The sequence below is a fragment of the Chitinophaga lutea genome (assembly GCF_003813775.1).
Lineage (GTDB): Bacteria > Bacteroidota > Bacteroidia > Chitinophagales > Chitinophagaceae > Chitinophaga > Chitinophaga lutea.
In genome coordinates, this window is the sequence record NZ_RPDH01000001.1 from 1,668,840 (window position 1) to 1,685,784 (window position 16,945).

Here is a 16,945-nt window from a genome sequence, read left to right on the forward strand (position 1 = left end):
AGACAAACACTTTGAGCACAAAATTCTAAAATGAAGAGTCTTTTTAGGGGATACTATAAATTAACTTCTGAGGAAATAAACGAAGTATGGAAAAAAGGGTTTATTTCGCTGGACACAAACGTCCTTTTCAATTTTTACAGATACTCTGAAAATACACGCATTGAGATATTTCGCGTACTTAAAACCTTTGGAAATCAACTTTGGCTACCTTACAACGTAGCACAAGAATTTCACAAAGGGCGGATTGAGGTCATTGCAGGCGAGGTTAAGACTTATGAAGATGCCATAAAGAATTTTTCTGAATTGGAAAAATCGATACTTCAAAACAAGCGTTCCCCTCATTTGAGCGATAGTATAGTTGAGGCATTTAAGAATAATTTTAAAGCCTGTGTTGAAGATTTGGGAGCCAAACGGGATTTTTATAACAAGTTATTACATGAAGATGCCATCCTCAGCGAAATAACGGAGCTATTTGATGGCAAAGTCGGTAAACCTATGAACGCAGAGGAAATCAAATTAATTGAAAAGGAAGGAGAAGAAAGATACAAAAACAAAGTCCCACCTGGATATGAGGACGCAGCAAAGCAAACTAACAAATTCGGAGATTTATTCATCTGGAAACAATTGATAGCTCGTTCAAAAGAAACTGCCCAACCCTTTATCTTTATCAGTGACGACATAAAAGATGATTGGTGGCTTCGATCCCGCGGACAGTCCATATCTCCAAGACCTGAACTGCAACAGGAACTTTTCGAATTTAGCGGCCAGATACTTATCCTCTATACGTCCGACAGATTTTTAGATCGCTATTCAGAATCTACGAAAGGTCATGCAAAGGTCGAGGAAGCCGTTATTGAGGAAGTTAGGTCGGTAGGTAGTTTGCCCAGTAAGGCTCCTGAAAATGAGAACGATCGTTTGAATCGTTCAGTTTATGAAAAAATTGTAACCCTCCTTCTGAGTAAAGAATTTAATACATTCAATAAATTCAACAATACAATAAATAGCCAAGATTTTAAGGATTTCACCAAGAATGCTCAAATGGTGTCATTTTTTCATGATTACCTACACGCAATGTCCCAAAAAACAGAATTACCTAAAATCTATTTTAGTATAGATTCACTTCACGACGGTTTTAACATTGACAATAATCTGAATGAAGAATCGAAAAACAACTCAAAAGACAATAGCACAAATGACCGAAACCATGAGGAAAATGGTGCTGCTGACAACCAGGACGCCCCCTCTCTTTAGTCTAACAATCATCCTCTTTTAAGGGGTGCAACATCACAGTACATTTCCTGTTAGTTGGAAATTTTCGTAACTTTGTATGGTAAAAGTTCTTTTAAAATAGTTGCCAGTGGCAGGGTTCAATGAATGAAAATTTTTTGATCTATGCCGGACTAAATTGGTATAAAATACGCGGGTACCTGTCCGGGTACCTCACTGTTTATACGCTATTTTGTTGACTGACAATGAGCCTATAACACCGCGAGGTTCGATTCCTGATGGAACTTGAATACTTTGGAAAAAAATAGCCTCCGGTACCTAATCGGGTACCCATCAAGTTTACCAACTTCTTTCTATTTGATTTCCAGACTTTCAGATGAACAGGTTCGATTCCTGGCGGGGCTACCAAAAATCCTTCAAATGCCCGTTTTCGTTTCATCGAAGACGGGCATTTTTTATTGCGTTGAAACTTATTTTTGACCAAACAGTATAATATTGTAATTTCGTGTTCCATCAGATAAACATAAGAATATGAGAACGGCAATTAACATCATCCTGCTGGCCCTGCTGCTGACGGCACAGGTCGCTTCTTCACAAACCCGTAAATCACTGCAATGGATTGGCGGGCCTACCTTCGTTTTACACCTGGGCAGTTTCAAAATACTGACGGACCCGATGCTGGGACCTGTATCCGATACCGGCTTCATGATAAAAAAACATCCTTCTACCGGCCAACTGAACGCCCCGATCAAACGCCTTGCCCCGCCGGCCCCGTTAGATACTTCCCGCATCGACCTGTTGCTGATCAGTCACCTGCATGCAGATCATTTTGATGCCACCGCCAAGTCATTCCTCCAAAAACAGCTGCCGGTGATAGCGCCGGCATCCAACCGCGACATGCTCGTCCAATGGGGCTTTCACAATACCCGCGGCCTGCCATGGACCGACACCGTCCTGCTCGCCAAAGGCGCCGAAACCCTCCGCATCATCGCCATAAAAGCCAGGCATGCGGCGAAAGAACCACTCAACTCGGAACTCGGCGAGGTAAACGGTTATGTGCTCGAATATAAATCCGGCCGCAGCAGCTACCGCATATACTGGTCCGGCGACACCGTCTGGTTCGATGATATGCAAAACCTCCTGCAGTACGGCCGCATCGACCTGTTCATTCCCCACATGGGCGCCGTAGGTGCGGACGGGCACATCGGGCGCCGGGGGCTCAATACAGCGGAAACCCTGCAAATCATCCGCCTCTTGCAACCTTCCCTGATCATACCCGTGCACCACACTACTTTTACTCATTATGTGGAGCCGGTTTCCGTTTTGTATAATGCCGTGCACCAGACACCGTTTAAAAAACGGATAGTGAAGGTGAAAGAAGGAAAAATCGTTTCGCTATAACAACACTGCCTTACCATAAAATGCCGGTCCGCCTGGGCCGGCATTTTGTCTATATGGCTCTTCTTCCGGCGCCGCGCTCGCGCTGCTCGCTGCCGCGAAACTCGGCCCCGGGAAAATAACCAAACTGGCGTTGTATGAACCGCCCTACGGCTCCGGGGTTGTGAGGTTTCCCGAAGAGAAAAGGAAGGTCAACGAGCTCATAGGAGCCCGTAGGCCGGGTGATGCCGTAACCGTTTTCATGGAAAGCAGGGGCACTCCGCCTGAGGCGATGGAAGACATGAAAAATCACCTCAATGGAAGGAAATGGAACGGGTAGGCCACACACTCGAATATGATCCTGAAGTTTGGGAGATGGGACAATCCCCACCGACACCGCAAAAAAGATCGCCATGCCAACGCTTGTCATGGATGGCGGGAAGAGCTTTTATTTCGTGCATGCAACAGCCGACATGCTGGGGAAAATTATCCCAGTCGCCTCACGGAAAACGCTCAAAGACCAGCCCCACCAGGCTGCAGCTGAGGCCATGGCACCTGTGGTGAAAGAATTTTTTGCGTAATACACACTCCGCTTCATAAAAAAGCAGCTGCACCCAAAACAAAAGGCGCCGGGAATTGCTTAAGTGATTGCCTGTTTTCATCAGGCGCCCGAATAAAAAGGAGCTGTATCAAAAGTGATACAGCTCCCTTCTGTTATCAGGACTGTGCTGCAGGTTTCTTTTTCGGTTTGATGATCTCCTTTAGCCGTTCCATCTGTTGTGGTGTCAGCATCTGACTGATCTTCTTATCCCTTTTTTCACTGATCTGCTTCATTTCCTGCTTTCGTTCTTCGGGCGTGAGCGTTTTATCGCGGAATACCACGCCCAGGTCAGTTCTGGACTGATCAATCAGCCCCAGCACACTGTCTGCCACCGTACGGCTCACCTTCAGTTCAGTGGTTAGCCGGTCTGCCAAGGACTGCGCGCGGCCGGCCATGCACAGCGCCATGAACAGCAGCAGGGTCGTCAGTTTTCTCATACTAATATTCATTTACGTTGTGAACGACATAATCTTTCCACCAGGTTACATAAGCATCGTCGTAATACGTTTCAACAACACCGAAGCTGTAGCCGGTACTACCGGGTGACAGCTCATCTTCCTGCCTCCAGCTGAGATCTTCCTGCCGTGAGTATTGCACGGCGGTGTAATCGATGGAGCCGCCATTGACCAGCTCGTCGTCGAACACCACTTCATAGGAATGATATTCGATGTACATGAACGTGTCTGAGTATTCCCCCTCGTAAGTTACCACGAGGTTCCAGCCCATTCTTTTGTTTTCGCCCACCTGTACGATGCCTGATTTCAACACTTTTTTGTCACCGGGCTTTTTTTCAACGGCCATTGCTGAAAACTGGAAAGTGGCCAGCAACGCCAACAGACAAAGGAGCTTTTTGCTTTGAATTTTCATAACATTTGTTTTTGGTTTATGGAATTTTAAAAAAAACATGGTACCGGTTCAATGGCTCGGGGCCGGGGAGTTTACAATAAGGCTAACACATCACTATCTTAAGCTACATTGAATTAACCAATATTTTACAGCCCACGCAATAGCACATTTGTTTGATCTTACCGCCCCCCCACATTTTCGGTCATACAAGCGCGGCCGTAGCGGGAATCCCTCCGGTTCCGGAGCACTATAATTCTTCCCGTATATTTTCTACCTTACCATATCACCTAAACGTAATCCATGTCAACACTCGACCATATCCTCGAGCATAAAATCATCGCCATCGTAAGAGGCGTTCAACCGGCCGACGTGCTGTACCTGGCCGAGGCCATGTACGCCGGCGGCATCAGATTACTGGAAGTAACGATGAACTCCGCTGAACCGCTGGAAGTCATCCGTGAAGTATCGGCCAAAATGGGCGACAAAATGATCATCGGCGCCGGCACCGTGCTGGATGCCGCCACTGCCCGTGCCGCGGCTGCTGCGGGAGCGCGTTTCATCCTGTCACCTATCCTCGATACCGACGTGATCAAAACCGCCAGGGACCTGGGCATCGTCTGCATCCCCGGCGCTTATACGGCCACGGAGATTTACGCGGCCTATAAACAGGGAGCGGATATGATCAAAGTATTTCCCGCTACTTCAGCGGCATACATCAAAGACATTTCCGCACCGCTGCCCAAAATGCACCTGCTGCCCACCGGTGGCATCACGCCGGAAAACATCAAGGATTTTCAGCGGGCCGGCGCCGCTGGGTTCGGTATCGGCAGCGCGTTGGTGAACGCCAAAGCGGCCGTTACGCCGGATTACCTGCAACAGCTCACCCGGCAATCGCAACGGTTCATACAAGCCCTTCAATCCTGAAAAAGCAACGCCCGTTATGAAAATAAAAAGCTACGAACTCTTCCAGGTGCCTCCGCGCTGGCTGTTCCTGAAAATAGAAACCGATGCCGGCATCACCGGCTGGGGGGAGCCCGTGATCGAGGGAAAAGCCGCCACGGTAAAAACGGCGGTGGACGAACTAATGGAATACCTCCTCGGCAAAGATCCCATGCACATCGAAGATCACTGGAACGTGATGTACCGCGCTGGCTTTTATCGCGGCGGCCCCATCCTGATGAGCGCCATCGCGGGTATCGACCAGGCGCTGTGGGATATCAAAGGGAAATATTACAACGCTCCCGTCCACCAGCTGCTCGGTGGCCTGGCGCGCGATAAAATGAAAGTGTATTCGTGGATCGGAGGCGACCGTCCCGCTGAAGTAGGCCTGGCCGCCAAAAAAATGGCGGAGCAGGGTTTCCTGGCGGTGAAGATGAACGCCACCGAAGAGCTGCAGTACATCGACAGTTATGAAAAAATTGATGCCGCCATTCAGCGCATCGCCGCGGTAAGGGAAGCCGGCGGGCCGGGCCTTGGCATCGGCATCGACTTCCACGGCCGTGTGCATAAACCGATGGCTAAAATACTGGCAAAGGAACTGGAACCATTCCGTCCCATGTTCATCGAAGAACCGGTACTGCCGGAGAACAATGAAGACCTCCGGGAAATCGCCCGCCACGTGGCCATCCCGATTGCCACCGGCGAGCGCATGTTTTCCAAATGGCAGTTTAAAACGCTCCTGAAGGAAGGATATGCAGACATCATACAACCCGATGTATCACACGCCGGCGGCATCACCGAATGCAAAAAAATCATTTCCATGGCGGAGGCCTTCGACGTAGCCGCCGCGCCGCATTGCCCGCTGGGTCCCATTGCACTGGCCGCCTGCCTGCAGGTAGACGCTACCTGCCATAATGCGTTCATCCAGGAACAAAGCCTGGGCATCCACTACAACCAGGGCAGCGACCTGCTCGACTACCTGACCGACAAAACCGTGTTCCATTACGAAAACGGCTACGTGAACATTCCCGATAAACCGGGCCTGGGCATCGATATCAACGAAGCGCATGTGCGAAAAATGGCCGAAGAAGGGCATAACTGGCGTAACCCCGTCTGGCGACATACAGACGGCAGTGTGGCAGAATGGTAAACACCGCAAAACTCCCGATGAAAACACCCAAACCCTCCAAAGTGCGCTACCAGGTGCTGTTCCTGATTTTCGTGAACGTGGTCATCAATTACATGGACCGGAGCAACCTGGCCGTAGCGGCCTCGGAAATAGACAAGGAATTTCATTTCACGCCCGTACAGCTCGGCCTCATTTTCTCGGCGTTCAGCTGGACTTACCTGGCCTTCCAGATTCCCGGCGGCATCCTGGTGAACCGTTTCAGTCCGCGCATCCTATACGCTTTCAGCCTCATCACCTGGTCGCTCGCCACGGTAATGCAGGGTTTTGCCAGGGGATTCGCCACATTGTTCGGTTTGCGCATGGCTACCGGTGTATTCGAGGCGCCGGCATTCCCGATCAACAACCGTGTGGTCAGCAACTGGTTTCCCGATCAGGAACGCGCCTCCGCCATTGCCGTGTACACCTCGGGGCAGTTCCTGGGGCTGGCGTTCTTAATGCCTGTACTGTCTACTATACAGTTGGAAGTGGGTTGGAAAGGCCTCTTTGTGGTCACCGGCCTCGTAGGGATAGTATGGGGCATCGTATGGTATATTTTTTACCGCGACCCACAGCATCATAAGAGCGTCAACGATGCCGAGCTGCAGTACATTGAAAAAGGCGGCGGGCTGCTCGACAAACAACAGGCTGCACAAAAGAAGGCCTTTCAGTGGGCCGACCTGAAAGCGGTCTTGTCGTATCGCAAACTGTGGGGCATCTACATCGGCCAGTTTGCCGTGAACGCCACCCTCTGGTTTTTTCTCACCTGGTTTCCCAAATACCTGGTAGACTACCGCGGTCTTGATTTCATCAAATCCGGTTACTGGGCTTCCATACCATACCTCGCCGCTTTCGCGGGTATCCTGTGCTCCGGCTTTTTATCGGATTACCTGGTAAAAAGAGGCGTTTCGGCCGCCAAGGCCCGGAAACGGCCTATCATCATCGGTTTGCTGGTATCCGCATTTATCCTGGGCGCGAATTATGTGGACACACCCGGGCTGATTATCCTGTTTATGTCGATTTCATTTTTCGGGGTGGGCTTCGCCTCGATTACCTGGATATTCGTTTCCACGCTGGCGCCCAAACATCTGATCAACATCACCGGCGGCGTGTTTAATTTCATCGGGCAACTGGCTGGCATCATAGTGCCCATCGCCATCGGCTTCCTCGCCAGCGGCGGCAATTTTGCGCCGGCGCTCGTATTTGTGGCCGCGCTGGGAATACTCGGCGCCTGCTCTTATATTTTCCTGGTGGGGAATGTGGAAAGGATCAGGACGCATGCGGAGGAATGAGACTTTCGGGAGTATTGAGTTCGGGCAATGCGGCACGGGCTCAAAATGCTGATTCAGCGCGATGCGGGGCGGATTCAAACGTATCAGAAAGAATAGCATTCCCAGGTATGGGCGACGGAGTTTAAACAAACGAAGCGCTCCATACAGAACGGATACCGGCAGTACTGACAACAGGCACAGTGATGCGCATCCGAAAATCAGTCGAACTCAGCACATGCGGCGGCAGTCGCCGCCTGATAGTCAAATGGCAATAACAAAAAGCACTACGAAAATGGACAGGTTTCTAAGTTGCGATTGGGGTACCAGCTCTTTCAGGCTCCGCCTGGTGGATGCTGACAGCCTGCGCGTGATAGCGGAAGAAAAATCTTCAACCGGTATTGCAGAAACCTTCCAGCAGTGGCAGCAAACAGCCTCCTCTCGCGAACAGTTTTATGCAGCCGTGATCAACCGGCACGTGGCGGCAATGGAAACACAACTCAATATCTCTCTCGCTAAAATTCCTGTTATACTGTCCGGCATGGCTTCGTCAAGCATCGGCATGAAGGAGCTGCCATACAAAACGCTGCCTTTTCAGCTCGACGGTTCCGATCTCTCCGTACAAACAGCCGGCAACATGATCATCATTTCCGGCGCCACTACCGGGCAGGATGTGATGCGGGGAGAAGAAACAAAGATCGTTGGCTGCGCCGCACTGTTACCGGATACGCACCGCGAGCAGTTGCTCATCCTGCCCGGCACACATGCCAAACATGTTACCATCCGGGGCGGGCAAGCAAAGGATTTCCGGACATTTATGACCGGGGAATTTTTCGAACTGTTATCCGCGCGGAGTGTTTTGACTGCGTCGGTGAAGGGAGATGGCAATTTTAATGAGCAGGCTTCCCGCAGGGCGTTTGAAGCCGGTGTAGAGGCAGGCGGGTCGGTGAATTTACTGCACGCGGCTTTTCTGGTGCGCACCAACGACGTGCTGAAAAAAATGCCGCCGCAGGAGAATTATTTTTACCTGAGCGGGTTGCTGATCGGCGCGGAACTTCGTGAAGCGCAGGCCGGTGCGCCTGTTTACCTGGCCGGCGGCCCGCAGCACCTTCCATTATACACTGCTGCCTGTGAAACGCTGCACATCGCCGTGGAAGGCCGGATAGATGCAGACGAGGCGCTGGTGCGCGGGCAGCATATAGTGTGGACGCATTTGCAGCGATGAGTTGCTCACCGATAGTATTGAAGAATCAGCGAAGGGGCATTATCCTCAACACTCACGGCGTGAACGAAGATTCAAATTTAAAGCGGGAACAAAGAGGCAGAACTAAAATGATCTGCAGCTATAACCGGATAACAGCCTCTATGACTAGCAGCGAATATACAACTACAAAGACTCTCAGTCTCAAATAAAATTAAGACAGAGAAAAAGTTGCAACGGGAACGATCAAGTGTTATAACTGAAAGGGCTTGCAGCTATAATTGGATAACAGCCTATGCGGCTCGCGAAGAAGATACAACCAAGAAGGCACTCAGTCTCAAAAGGAAATCAAGATACAGAAAGGGTACATCGGGAACGGTAAAGTGTGACAACTGAAAGGATTTACAGCTATACCCGGATCGGCCCTACGTGCCTAGCGAAGAACATACAACAGAAAAGGCTCTCAGGTTCAAAAGGAAATCAAAATACAGAAGAGGTTACAACAGGAACGATCAGATGCAACAATAAAAGAACGGTATATTAAAAGTTCACAGCAGGAACTACAAATCGGAAAGCGTTTTCGTGGACAACAGAATACACGAAAAGCCGCGACAGCAACTACCATTTCTGGAAAAGTGAAAACACTGGTACTCCCAAACAGGCAACAGATACAAGAAAAGTATACAAAGAGCCTGTTTGCAGCATTGAATCAGCTTTCGTAATTTGATCTCGTCTCCCTTATACAAACAGCTATGAAACATTTCCTTTTCTCCCTGCTGGCTACGCTGCTGCTGTCAGGCGCGGCCGCAGCCCAGGCTCTGCCCGACAGTACGATGGTGGTGATATTGCAGGAAAATGAACCCCTGATCGGGAAAGCGAAGCCCCTCGGCGAGATCAAAATAGCGGATGGCGGCTTTAAAGTGAATTGCGGCTATGAACGCACCATGGAGGAAGCCCGCCAGAAAGCAAGAGCACAGGGGGCCAATGTCATCAAAATAACTTCCCTCAAGCCCCCGGATGCCTGGAGCACCTGCTACCGCCTGAAGGGTGATATTTTTTATTTCGAAGACGTCACCGGGCTGGTATCCCAAAAGAGAGAAGCCGCCGAGTCCGAAATAAAAGCCCTGATGCCTGACTCCGCATCGTATGCACTGCTGTGCGTATACCGGCCGAAATCAGGCATCGCCTGGACGCTGGAATACAACCTGCACGTCAACGACTCCACCGTATGCCGGGTAAAAAACGGCGAAAAATATCTCATCAAAATGTACAACACCGGCCAAACGAAGATTTGGGCCCGCACGGAATCGAAGATGGAGGTAACCGCTAACGTGCAGCCGGGGCGTATTTATTTTGTGCGCTGCAGTGCGGTCATGGGAGCGTTCGTTGGCCGGCCGAAACTGAAGCTGGTGGATGAACAGACGGGCATGCAGGAATTCGGGGCGATGGCCCGGTAAAAGGCGGCTTTTGTTTTCTTGTTCAAGACAGGCGCTTTCAGGACGCAGCCGCACCAGCTAGCTCCGGCAATGCCAGGTTCCCGTCCTGGTATTTCAGGTTGAGACGCAGCATAGACACTTTCCACCGCCCGTCCTGCTGTATCAGCTTCGCATCGTAGGTGCCCACCACCGTCCACACGTTCCCGCCCGTCCCTGCAGGGAAATAATGGGTAGCCGTACCGTAGAAGAACACTATCGCTTCTTCACCTTTCACGCTCACGGTAAAATTACCAAGCTGGTGATGGGTGGCCTTAAACCGGGGCAGAAATCCCTTCCATGCATCTACAATTGCCGCGGCCGGCAAATCAGCCGGTTGACCGCCGGCCATGGAGGTATAATCGAGGTGTACTGTGGGAGCAAAGGCCCGCAGACAGCGGTCCCAATCCCTTTCGTCGGCGCCGATAAAAATATCCAGTACAGCTTCAATCATCAAACGGGTTTCCATGTATTGTCTTTTGGCAGAAAAATAAACGCTATTTTTTGTTTTTGGAAGGTTTGTGCTCTTTCGCCAGGAAGGCATCCAGGGCATCGAGTTTTTTGTTCCAGAAGGTGCGGTACTGCTCCGCCCATTCAGCCACATCTTTCAGCCGGCCGAGGTCGGCGAAGCAATGCCTTTCGCGGCCCTGCTGTTTGATCACCACCAGCCCGCACTCCGTCAGTATGCGGATATGTTTCGATACCGCCGGGCGGCTGATGTCGAAATGTTCTGCTACCGTGTTCAGGTTGAGCGGCCGCCGCGCCAGCAAATGGATAATCTCGCGCCGGGTAGGATCGGCGATAGCCTGAAAAACATCTCTTCTCATGGTGATTCTTTCTGCATCAAATATACGAAACCCAATGGTTACACACATTGCTGGTTTGCGGACCCGGAACGTATCATCGCACCACCGTTTTTTATTTAATTTGCAGTAGTTATGATCAAGTTTACCGCCATCCTCAAAAAATTTGACGCCCAGGGAGAAAAAACCGGCTGGACCTACCTCGACGTTTCCGCCGAAATCGCCGGCAAAATCAAACCCGGTACCAAAAAGGCTTTCCGTGTAAAAGGCCTGCTCGATGCATATCCCATTCAGCAGGTTGCGCTGGTGCCCATGGGCGAAGGCGATTACATACTGCCCGTTAACGCCGCCATGCGCAAAGCCATCGGCAAACGGCAGGGCGCTGCAGTGAACGTGCAGCTGGCGGAAGACAAAGAGGAATATCAGCTGAATGATGATTTTGTGGCCTGCCTTCGTGAAGAACCTGCTGCAGAAGATTTTTTCAACTCCCTGGCTCCCAGCCGTCAACGCTATTTTTCGAAGTGGATAGACAGCGCCAAAACAGACGAGACCCGTGCAAAGCGCATTGCCCAATCCATCAACGGTCTTGCAAAAAAACAGGATTACGGCGCAATGATACGCAACCTCAAAGCAGATAAAGACAAGTAGCATGCCCGTTCATGGACGGGCATGCTGCCTGTAATTTTACATACGCAACAGGGTAATGGAATACTTTCCGCCGTCAATCACCAGGTAATACACTCCGCTCCTCCAGTTTTGGCTTACTTCTTTTTCATTTTCGTAAGCACGGTCTTCAAACACCTGTTGGCCGATATTGTTAAACACCTGTAATGTATGCCTGCCCGGCGTCAATGCCCTGACGCGGAAGCTATGACCGGCCGGATTAGGATAAGCTAACAGCCGGCTTTCGTTCTGCGCCACGGCTCCTACCGCCGGCTGCATTCGTCTAAAGGAGCCTGAAGGGGTGAACCTGACACCATGGGTGTAAAACTTCCTGGCATAGATATCTTCCATACACAACCTGTAATACACCGGGCCGGCGAGCAATGTTCCGTCCACGCTGCTGTATTGGCGCGGCACGATGCTGGAGCCATTGGCAGCCACCGTACCGATGGCCGTCCAGCTGATGGAATCGATACTTCGTTCCACTATATATTGCTGCATATAGCGCTCGCGATGGCTTTCCCACTGGACGCGCGCTCCCTGTCCTTCGGCAATCACACCAAAGGTTGCGAAACGGACAGGTCCTTTTGCAATGGTGTCCACAATACGGGCGTTCAACAACCGGGCGTGTAAAATGCCATGCGCAGAATCGTTGAGATTCCATGGGTCGCCAGCACGGAGCGCCGGCTTAATGAGATTATCCGGCCCGGCAATGTCTGTCCAGAAATCGACTCCTTTGGGCCCGAAGCGTTGCAGCACCCAGTCGCGCAGACCAATAGCTGCCGCAGGTTGCCCACCGAACAGATCGTTACGGGGCTGGGACGTGGTGACCCACACCGGGATGTGCAGAGAATCGGCAGTGGCCACTATCCGCTCGAAGTTGGCCTGGGTCTCCGCCAGCGTGAAACCGGAAGCGGCATCGTTGGTGGCCATGCTGACAATGACAGCGTCCGGCTTGCGCATGCCGTTATCCGGATTAAGCGCACGGGTGATGCTGCGGGCCAGAATGGGCGCCGCCTTGGATGGTCCGGGGTTGTACCAGACGGGATTGCAGTGGTAACTGTTAGTGCCGCCCAGAGCTATATTATACACCTCGCTGGCGGTATGGAGCGTTTTGAGGTAGGTACGGTAACGGTTCGCAAAAGCTTTCTGCGGATCAACCGGCCCCTGTCCCTGCGCGGTAGACGAACCGATCAACGCCACAACAATGGCCTGGTTCACGACAGGTGTTTGCGGCGGTTGCGGCGGCGGCGTAGTGCCCACCTTTTTACCCGCTGTATAGAATTTGCGGGCATAAATATCTTCCATGCGCAAACGGTAATACAGGATGCCGGCAGGAGCTGCAGCGTCTGTATTGCTGTATTGACGGGGAACGATGGTGGACCCGTTGGCTGCCACAGTACCGATGGCCGCCCAGTTCAGGGAATCCGTGCTGCGCTCCACCACATATTGTTGCATATAGCGCTCCCGGTGGCTTTGCCACTGCACTAACACGTCCTGCCCCTGACGGCTTGCCGAGAAAGCGCCGAAGCGCACAGGGCCCAAGGCAATGCTGTCCAGGATGCGGGCATTCACTATCCTGTTAAATAAGATGCTGTGAGCCGAATCATTCACATTGTCCATATCTCCCGTGCGGAACACAGGTTTGATCAGGTTGTCCGGGCCGGCAATGTCTGTCCAGAAATCAACTCCCTTGGGGCCAAAGCGTTGCAGCACCCAGTCACGCAGGCCGATGGCCGCGGCGGGTTGTCCGCCGAACAGATCGTTACGCGGCTGTGAAGTGGCCACCCATACGGGAATGTGCAGCGAATCCGCCGTAGCCACTATCCGCTCGAAGTTGGCCTGGGTTTCCGCCAGCGTAAAACCGGAAGCGGCGTCGTTGGTGGACATGCTGACAATGATGGCATCCGGCTTGCGCATACCATTATCCGGGTTCAGCGCGCGGCTGATGCTACGGGCCGGAATGGGTGCGGGTTTAGACGAACCCGGGTTATACCAGAGGGGGTTGCAATAATACGTGTTGGTGCCGCCCATGGCGATGTTGTAAACATCGCTGGCGGTGTTTTGAGACTTGAGATAAGTACGATAACGGTTCACGAACGCCTTCTGCGGATCCATGACACCGTCGCCCGCCGCGGTAGATGAGCCCACCACGGCGATCACTACTGCCGGATTACCCGCCGGGGGCTGGGGCGGGGGACCGCTGCCAACTTTTTTACCGGCGGTATAGAATTTACGCGCGTAAACATCCTCCATGCATAAACGATAATACACAGCGCCCGAAGGAGCGGCGTCTGTACTGCTGTATTGGTGCGGCGTGATGGTGGTGCCGCTGGCATTAACGGTGTTAACCGCAGTCCAGTTGATCGAATCCGCACTACGTTCCACGATATAGCGCTGCATATAACGCTCGCGGTGGCTTTCCCATTGCAGCAGCACTTGCTGTCCCTGCAGGGCGGCCGTAAATGCGCCGAAGCGGACGGGGCCTTTGGCGATCGTGTCGAGGATGGCCGCGGTGAGTACCTTATTGAATAATATGCCGTGCGCCGAATCGTTAAGGTGGATCAGGTCTCCGCCGCGCAACGCCGGTTTAATGAGATTGTCGGGCCCGGCGATGTCTGCCCAGAAGTTGATCGCTTTCGTGCCGAAGCGCGGCAGCGCCCAATCGCGGAGTCCCAGCAGCAGGTTAATCTGCGATTGCGGCAGGTCGTTGCGGGGTTGGGAGGTGGTCACCCACACCGGAACGTGCAGCGAGTCTGCCGTGGCGACCATCCGTTCAAAATTGGCCTGCGTTTCAGCCAGGGTATAGGCGGAGGCCCCGTCGTTCGTGGGCAGGCTGATGATGATGGCATCCGGTTTCCGGAATCCGTTGTCAGGCGCAACGGCCCTGCTGACGGAACGCGCGAAGATGGGTGCGGGGCGGGTAGGGCCAGGATTGTACCAAACCGGGCTGCAATGATAGGTGGTGCTGCCGCCCACCGCAATATTAAATACCTCGCTGGCGCTGTTGAGCGATTTCAGATAGGTGCGGTACCGGTTTACGAACGCATTCTGCGGATCCAGGGGACCGGTTCCCGCGGCGGTGGAAGAGCCCACAACCGAAATGACCACGGGATAATTCGTTTGCGCAAAACCAGCCAGCCCTAGATGGCACAGCACACAGCATAACAGGAATTTTTTCATGTTGTACGTTTGGGGTAGAAAATTCTGATCAGGGATTCAGCGGGGTGTATGCGGTTAGAACAGGAATTGGTTCACTGGCACAAAGGTACAGTGGAAATCAATACGAAGATGTCCCATTTTGGAGTGAAAAGTTGGGGGCTACAATTTATGCAATTCCATATAGTCGGCTACTTTCGGGAAGGCGATGTGGAACCAGTGGGTAAACGTGTCCGGCGTTTCCTTCAGTTGGCGGTAAATATCCCCGACCGGTTGAAACCGGTGCGAGAGCACTTCGGCGGCATCTGCCTGTACCGCTCCATCGTACACCCCGAGCAACACATGGTCGAATTCATATTCTGTAAGGTCGTTGTCCAGAGCCGCGCGGTAGGTGAAAGTGAAGATTTCCCGGAGCGGGCAGTCGAACCCCATTTCCTCCATCAGCCGGCGATGTGCGGCAGAAGAGGTGTCTTCCCCCGGCAGGGGGTGACTGCAGCAGGTATTTGTCCACAGGCCACCCGAGTGGTATTTATTCAGCGCCCGCTGCTGCAGCAACATCTCTCCTTTGGAATTGACGACAAAAACGGAGAAAGCGCGATGCAGCAATCCTTTTTGGTGGGCCTCCATTTTTTCCATGGTACCAACAGGTTCGTCGTGTTCATTAACGAGTATAACGGGCGGCAGTAACATTGCTAAGTCGGAAATGGTTCGGCTATAAATATAGGGCAAGTTAGGCGCATTTTACAGCAGCGGGCACAAAAGGGGGGTACATCCGTCCTGTTCACTGCAAACCTGTCGCACTTGCACCAGTCCAAACCCCTGCCCTCATCTTATCATGGTGCCCACATTGGCGCTAAAGGCAAAGTTCGCCTGACCAGGTAAGCCCATGGGCACTATAGGCCAATGTTCTTTGATTGGCGGTACGGCTATGGAATCCCTTCCTTATGTGCTCTTTTTCCCGGGATTATCGCATTCAACGCATACAGCATGAATTTTTTCTACGCCATAGCGCTTGGGAACAAAAGGCCTCACTGCATGTACGGGAAAGCTTGACAGTACCGCTGGGTAAAGCAAAAAAGTATACCTATCCGGGCGGGTAAGTTCCGGTAGCAGTAAAAAGTCTGAAGGGATATTTTGTCTTGGAGTATATCCGGGGAGGGCGGATATGATAAAAACGGGTCAGAAACGGGTTACCTGGGCTTTCAGCATTTTACGGGCGAAATGGATACGGCTCTTGATGGTTCCTAAGGGTTCTTCCAGAATGTCGGCGATTTCGAAATACTTAAATCCGTCGAGGTACAAAATGAAGGGTTTCTTGAAAATGACGGGCAGGTTGTGCACACTCAACTGTATATCCTTGATTCTCAATCCACTTTCTGCCTGGTTGCCGATAATGACCTGTTGGGTGTTTAGCAGAAAGTCGTTGGTGGAATTGTCGAAGCAGAGGTGTTGTTTTGATTTTCGCCGGTAATTGTTAATGAAGATGTTCCTCATGATGGTGTACAGCCAGGCTCTGATGTTGGTACCGGCAAGGTACTTCTCCTGGTTGGAAAGGGCTCTGAACATGGTTTCCTGATAAAGATCCTTGGCGGATTCGGCATCCTTTGTCAAGGTAATGGCAAAGGGTTTTAGAAAGTCAGCATTGCTGAGCAATAGGGTGTTAAATTCAGCGGATGACATATTGTTTAATTTTTGTTGTTCTAATTTAAACAAAAAAAAGCATTACTCCAAACAATTTCTGCGATTTTTTCACGTTGGCAATACAAGTTTTCAATGATTAACAATTTCATAATCAAGCTCTAGTGAAGCACAGGAATTGCTGATATCCTCTTTTTATTACTGGTTAACCGGGTTACAAAGGCCTGGGTATTTATGCATGAATAATTAAACAAATGTTAGCAGGCAATCATATAACACGAATAGTCCACGTGTTCAGGAGTATGTACGCAAAAAGATGGCGGATGGTTTTGTAATTCTGAAAAAAGTTTGCTCACTTTGGGTATCGGTTTCTGCGGGTTGACAGTTTAAAAGGTTGATTTGAGATAACTTTGCCGAACCTTGTTTTTTGAGGGGGGGAAACGTTCTCTTGTATGTTCCAGGGATGGCAGGAATGAACGGTTCATAGGCTCAGTGGCCTTCCCGTTCACCTGAGATATTATTAAAACAGACAACAGTACAAACCGGCATTTTATAATATATAACTCCAGGAAATAACATTAACATT

General features: G+C 51.3%; 16 protein-coding genes. 9 read left to right on the plus strand and 7 right to left on the minus strand.

The annotated features are described in order from the left end of the window. The first annotated feature begins 30 nt into the window (after positions 1 to 30). The 3 genes from EGT74_RS06600 to EGT74_RS26860 all read left to right on the plus strand — a co-directional run bounded on the left by EGT74_RS06600 (position 31) and on the right by EGT74_RS26860 (position 3,185). Positions 31 to 1,251 (plus strand): PIN domain-containing protein, encoded by a 1,221-nt coding sequence (locus EGT74_RS06600; protein ID WP_123845726.1) that lies wholly within the window; start codon positions 31 to 33, stop codon positions 1,249 to 1,251. A gap of 507 nt (positions 1,252 to 1,758) precedes the next feature. Beyond that, the gene (locus EGT74_RS06605) at positions 1,759 to 2,628 is read left to right on the plus strand and encodes an MBL fold metallo-hydrolase (RefSeq protein ID WP_123845727.1); all 870 of its coding nucleotides are present in this window, start codon (positions 1,759 to 1,761) and stop codon (positions 2,626 to 2,628) included. 389 nt (positions 2,629 to 3,017) lie between these two features. Continuing rightward, the gene (locus EGT74_RS26860; protein ID WP_158618036.1) at positions 3,018 to 3,185 is read left to right on the plus strand and encodes a hypothetical protein; all 168 of its coding nucleotides are present in this window, start codon (positions 3,018 to 3,020) and stop codon (positions 3,183 to 3,185) included. Between the two features lie 136 nt (positions 3,186 to 3,321). Here the strand turns inward: EGT74_RS26860 and EGT74_RS06615 are convergent, their stop codons facing one another. Next, positions 3,322 to 3,642, minus strand: a complete 321-nt coding sequence (locus EGT74_RS06615; RefSeq protein ID WP_123845728.1) for a hypothetical protein — start codon at positions 3,640 to 3,642, stop codon at positions 3,322 to 3,324. Position 3,643: 1 nt separating this feature from the next. Further along, a complete protein-coding gene (locus EGT74_RS06620) occupies positions 3,644 to 4,072 on the minus strand; it encodes a hypothetical protein (protein ID WP_123845729.1) in 429 nt (142 codons plus the stop codon). Positions 4,073 to 4,351: 279 nt separating this feature from the next. Here EGT74_RS06620 and EGT74_RS06625 point away from each other — a divergent pair, with 279 nt between their 5' ends. The 5 genes from EGT74_RS06625 (at position 4,352) to EGT74_RS06645 (ending at position 10,081) form a co-directional block, all read left to right on the plus strand. Next, entirely contained in the window at positions 4,352 to 4,975 is a 624-nt protein-coding gene (locus EGT74_RS06625; protein WP_123845730.1) for a bifunctional 4-hydroxy-2-oxoglutarate aldolase/2-dehydro-3-deoxy-phosphogluconate aldolase, read from the plus strand. Between the two features lie 16 nt (positions 4,976 to 4,991). Next, the gene (gene dgoD / locus EGT74_RS06630) at positions 4,992 to 6,140 is read left to right on the plus strand and encodes a galactonate dehydratase (RefSeq protein ID WP_123845731.1); all 1,149 of its coding nucleotides are present in this window, start codon (positions 4,992 to 4,994) and stop codon (positions 6,138 to 6,140) included. A gap of 17 nt (positions 6,141 to 6,157) precedes the next feature. Continuing rightward, the gene (locus tag EGT74_RS06635) at positions 6,158 to 7,447 is read left to right on the plus strand and encodes an MFS transporter (RefSeq protein WP_123845732.1); all 1,290 of its coding nucleotides are present in this window, start codon (positions 6,158 to 6,160) and stop codon (positions 7,445 to 7,447) included. A gap of 271 nt (positions 7,448 to 7,718) precedes the next feature. Beyond that, on the plus strand, positions 7,719 to 8,648 hold the full coding sequence (locus EGT74_RS06640; protein WP_158618037.1) for a 2-dehydro-3-deoxygalactonokinase: 930 nt from the start codon (positions 7,719 to 7,721) through the stop codon (positions 8,646 to 8,648). 728 nt (positions 8,649 to 9,376) lie between these two features. Beyond that, the gene (locus tag EGT74_RS06645) at positions 9,377 to 10,081 is read left to right on the plus strand and encodes a DUF2846 domain-containing protein (RefSeq protein ID WP_123845734.1); all 705 of its coding nucleotides are present in this window, start codon (positions 9,377 to 9,379) and stop codon (positions 10,079 to 10,081) included. 37 nt (positions 10,082 to 10,118) lie between these two features. On the opposite strand, the gene EGT74_RS06650 is transcribed toward EGT74_RS06645, so the two are convergent. Both EGT74_RS06650 and EGT74_RS06655 read right to left on the minus strand, forming a co-directional pair. Beyond that, positions 10,119 to 10,565: a nuclear transport factor 2 family protein gene (locus tag EGT74_RS06650; RefSeq protein WP_158618038.1), complete on the minus strand. Its 447-nt coding sequence runs from the start codon at positions 10,563 to 10,565 to the stop codon at positions 10,119 to 10,121. Positions 10,566 to 10,593: 28 nt separating this feature from the next. Beyond that, entirely contained in the window at positions 10,594 to 10,923 is a 330-nt protein-coding gene (locus EGT74_RS06655; protein ID WP_123845736.1) for an ArsR/SmtB family transcription factor, read from the minus strand. A 111-nt stretch (positions 10,924 to 11,034) separates the two neighbouring features. Between EGT74_RS06655 and EGT74_RS06660 the strand changes: the two genes are divergently transcribed. After that, a complete protein-coding gene (locus tag EGT74_RS06660; protein ID WP_123845737.1) occupies positions 11,035 to 11,547 on the plus strand; it encodes a YdeI/OmpD-associated family protein in 513 nt (170 codons plus the stop codon). Positions 11,548 to 11,583: 36 nt separating this feature from the next. Here EGT74_RS06660 and EGT74_RS06665 read toward each other — a convergent pair whose 3' ends face one another. The 3 genes from EGT74_RS06665 to EGT74_RS06675 form a co-directional block, all read right to left on the minus strand. Beyond that, positions 11,584 to 14,745, minus strand: coding sequence for a GDSL-type esterase/lipase family protein (locus EGT74_RS06665; protein ID WP_123845738.1), 3,162 nt, complete (start codon positions 14,743 to 14,745; stop codon positions 11,584 to 11,586). A gap of 138 nt (positions 14,746 to 14,883) precedes the next feature. After that, entirely contained in the window at positions 14,884 to 15,411 is a 528-nt protein-coding gene (gene idi, locus EGT74_RS06670; protein WP_123846841.1) for an isopentenyl-diphosphate Delta-isomerase, read from the minus strand. Between the two features lie 489 nt (positions 15,412 to 15,900). Next, positions 15,901 to 16,401: an RNA polymerase sigma factor gene (locus tag EGT74_RS06675; protein ID WP_123845739.1), complete on the minus strand. Its 501-nt coding sequence runs from the start codon at positions 16,399 to 16,401 to the stop codon at positions 15,901 to 15,903. Positions 16,402 to 16,945: the final 544 nt, after the last annotated feature.

Excerpts from the sequence above, each read along its gene's own strand:
- EGT74_RS06600 (WP_123845726.1), top strand. The coding sequence starts at position 31 with ATGAAGAGTCTTTTTAGGGGATACTATAAATTAACTTCTGAGGAAATA.
- EGT74_RS06605 (WP_123845727.1), top strand. The coding sequence starts at position 1,759 with ATGAGAACGGCAATTAACATCATCCTGCTGGCCCTGCTGCTGACGGCA.
- EGT74_RS26860 (WP_158618036.1), top strand. The coding sequence starts at position 3,018 with ATGCCAACGCTTGTCATGGATGGCGGGAAGAGCTTTTATTTCGTGCAT.
- EGT74_RS06615 (WP_123845728.1), bottom strand. The coding sequence starts at position 3,642 with ATGAGAAAACTGACGACCCTGCTGCTGTTCATGGCGCTGTGCATGGCC.
- EGT74_RS06620 (WP_123845729.1), bottom strand. The coding sequence starts at position 4,072 with ATGAAAATTCAAAGCAAAAAGCTCCTTTGTCTGTTGGCGTTGCTGGCC.
- EGT74_RS06625 (WP_123845730.1), top strand. The coding sequence starts at position 4,352 with ATGTCAACACTCGACCATATCCTCGAGCATAAAATCATCGCCATCGTA.
- dgoD (WP_123845731.1), top strand. The coding sequence starts at position 4,992 with ATGAAAATAAAAAGCTACGAACTCTTCCAGGTGCCTCCGCGCTGGCTG.
- EGT74_RS06635 (WP_123845732.1), top strand. The coding sequence starts at position 6,158 with ATGAAAACACCCAAACCCTCCAAAGTGCGCTACCAGGTGCTGTTCCTG.
- EGT74_RS06640 (WP_158618037.1), top strand. The coding sequence starts at position 7,719 with ATGGACAGGTTTCTAAGTTGCGATTGGGGTACCAGCTCTTTCAGGCTC.
- EGT74_RS06645 (WP_123845734.1), top strand. The coding sequence starts at position 9,377 with ATGAAACATTTCCTTTTCTCCCTGCTGGCTACGCTGCTGCTGTCAGGC.
- EGT74_RS06650 (WP_158618038.1), bottom strand. The coding sequence starts at position 10,565 with ATGGAAACCCGTTTGATGATTGAAGCTGTACTGGATATTTTTATCGGC.
- EGT74_RS06655 (WP_123845736.1), bottom strand. The coding sequence starts at position 10,923 with ATGAGAAGAGATGTTTTTCAGGCTATCGCCGATCCTACCCGGCGCGAG.
- EGT74_RS06660 (WP_123845737.1), top strand. The coding sequence starts at position 11,035 with ATGATCAAGTTTACCGCCATCCTCAAAAAATTTGACGCCCAGGGAGAA.
- EGT74_RS06665 (WP_123845738.1), bottom strand. The coding sequence starts at position 14,745 with ATGAAAAAATTCCTGTTATGCTGTGTGCTGTGCCATCTAGGGCTGGCT.
- idi (WP_123846841.1), bottom strand. The coding sequence starts at position 15,411 with ATGTTACTGCCGCCCGTTATACTCGTTAATGAACACGACGAACCTGTT.
- EGT74_RS06675 (WP_123845739.1), bottom strand. The coding sequence starts at position 16,401 with ATGTCATCCGCTGAATTTAACACCCTATTGCTCAGCAATGCTGACTTT.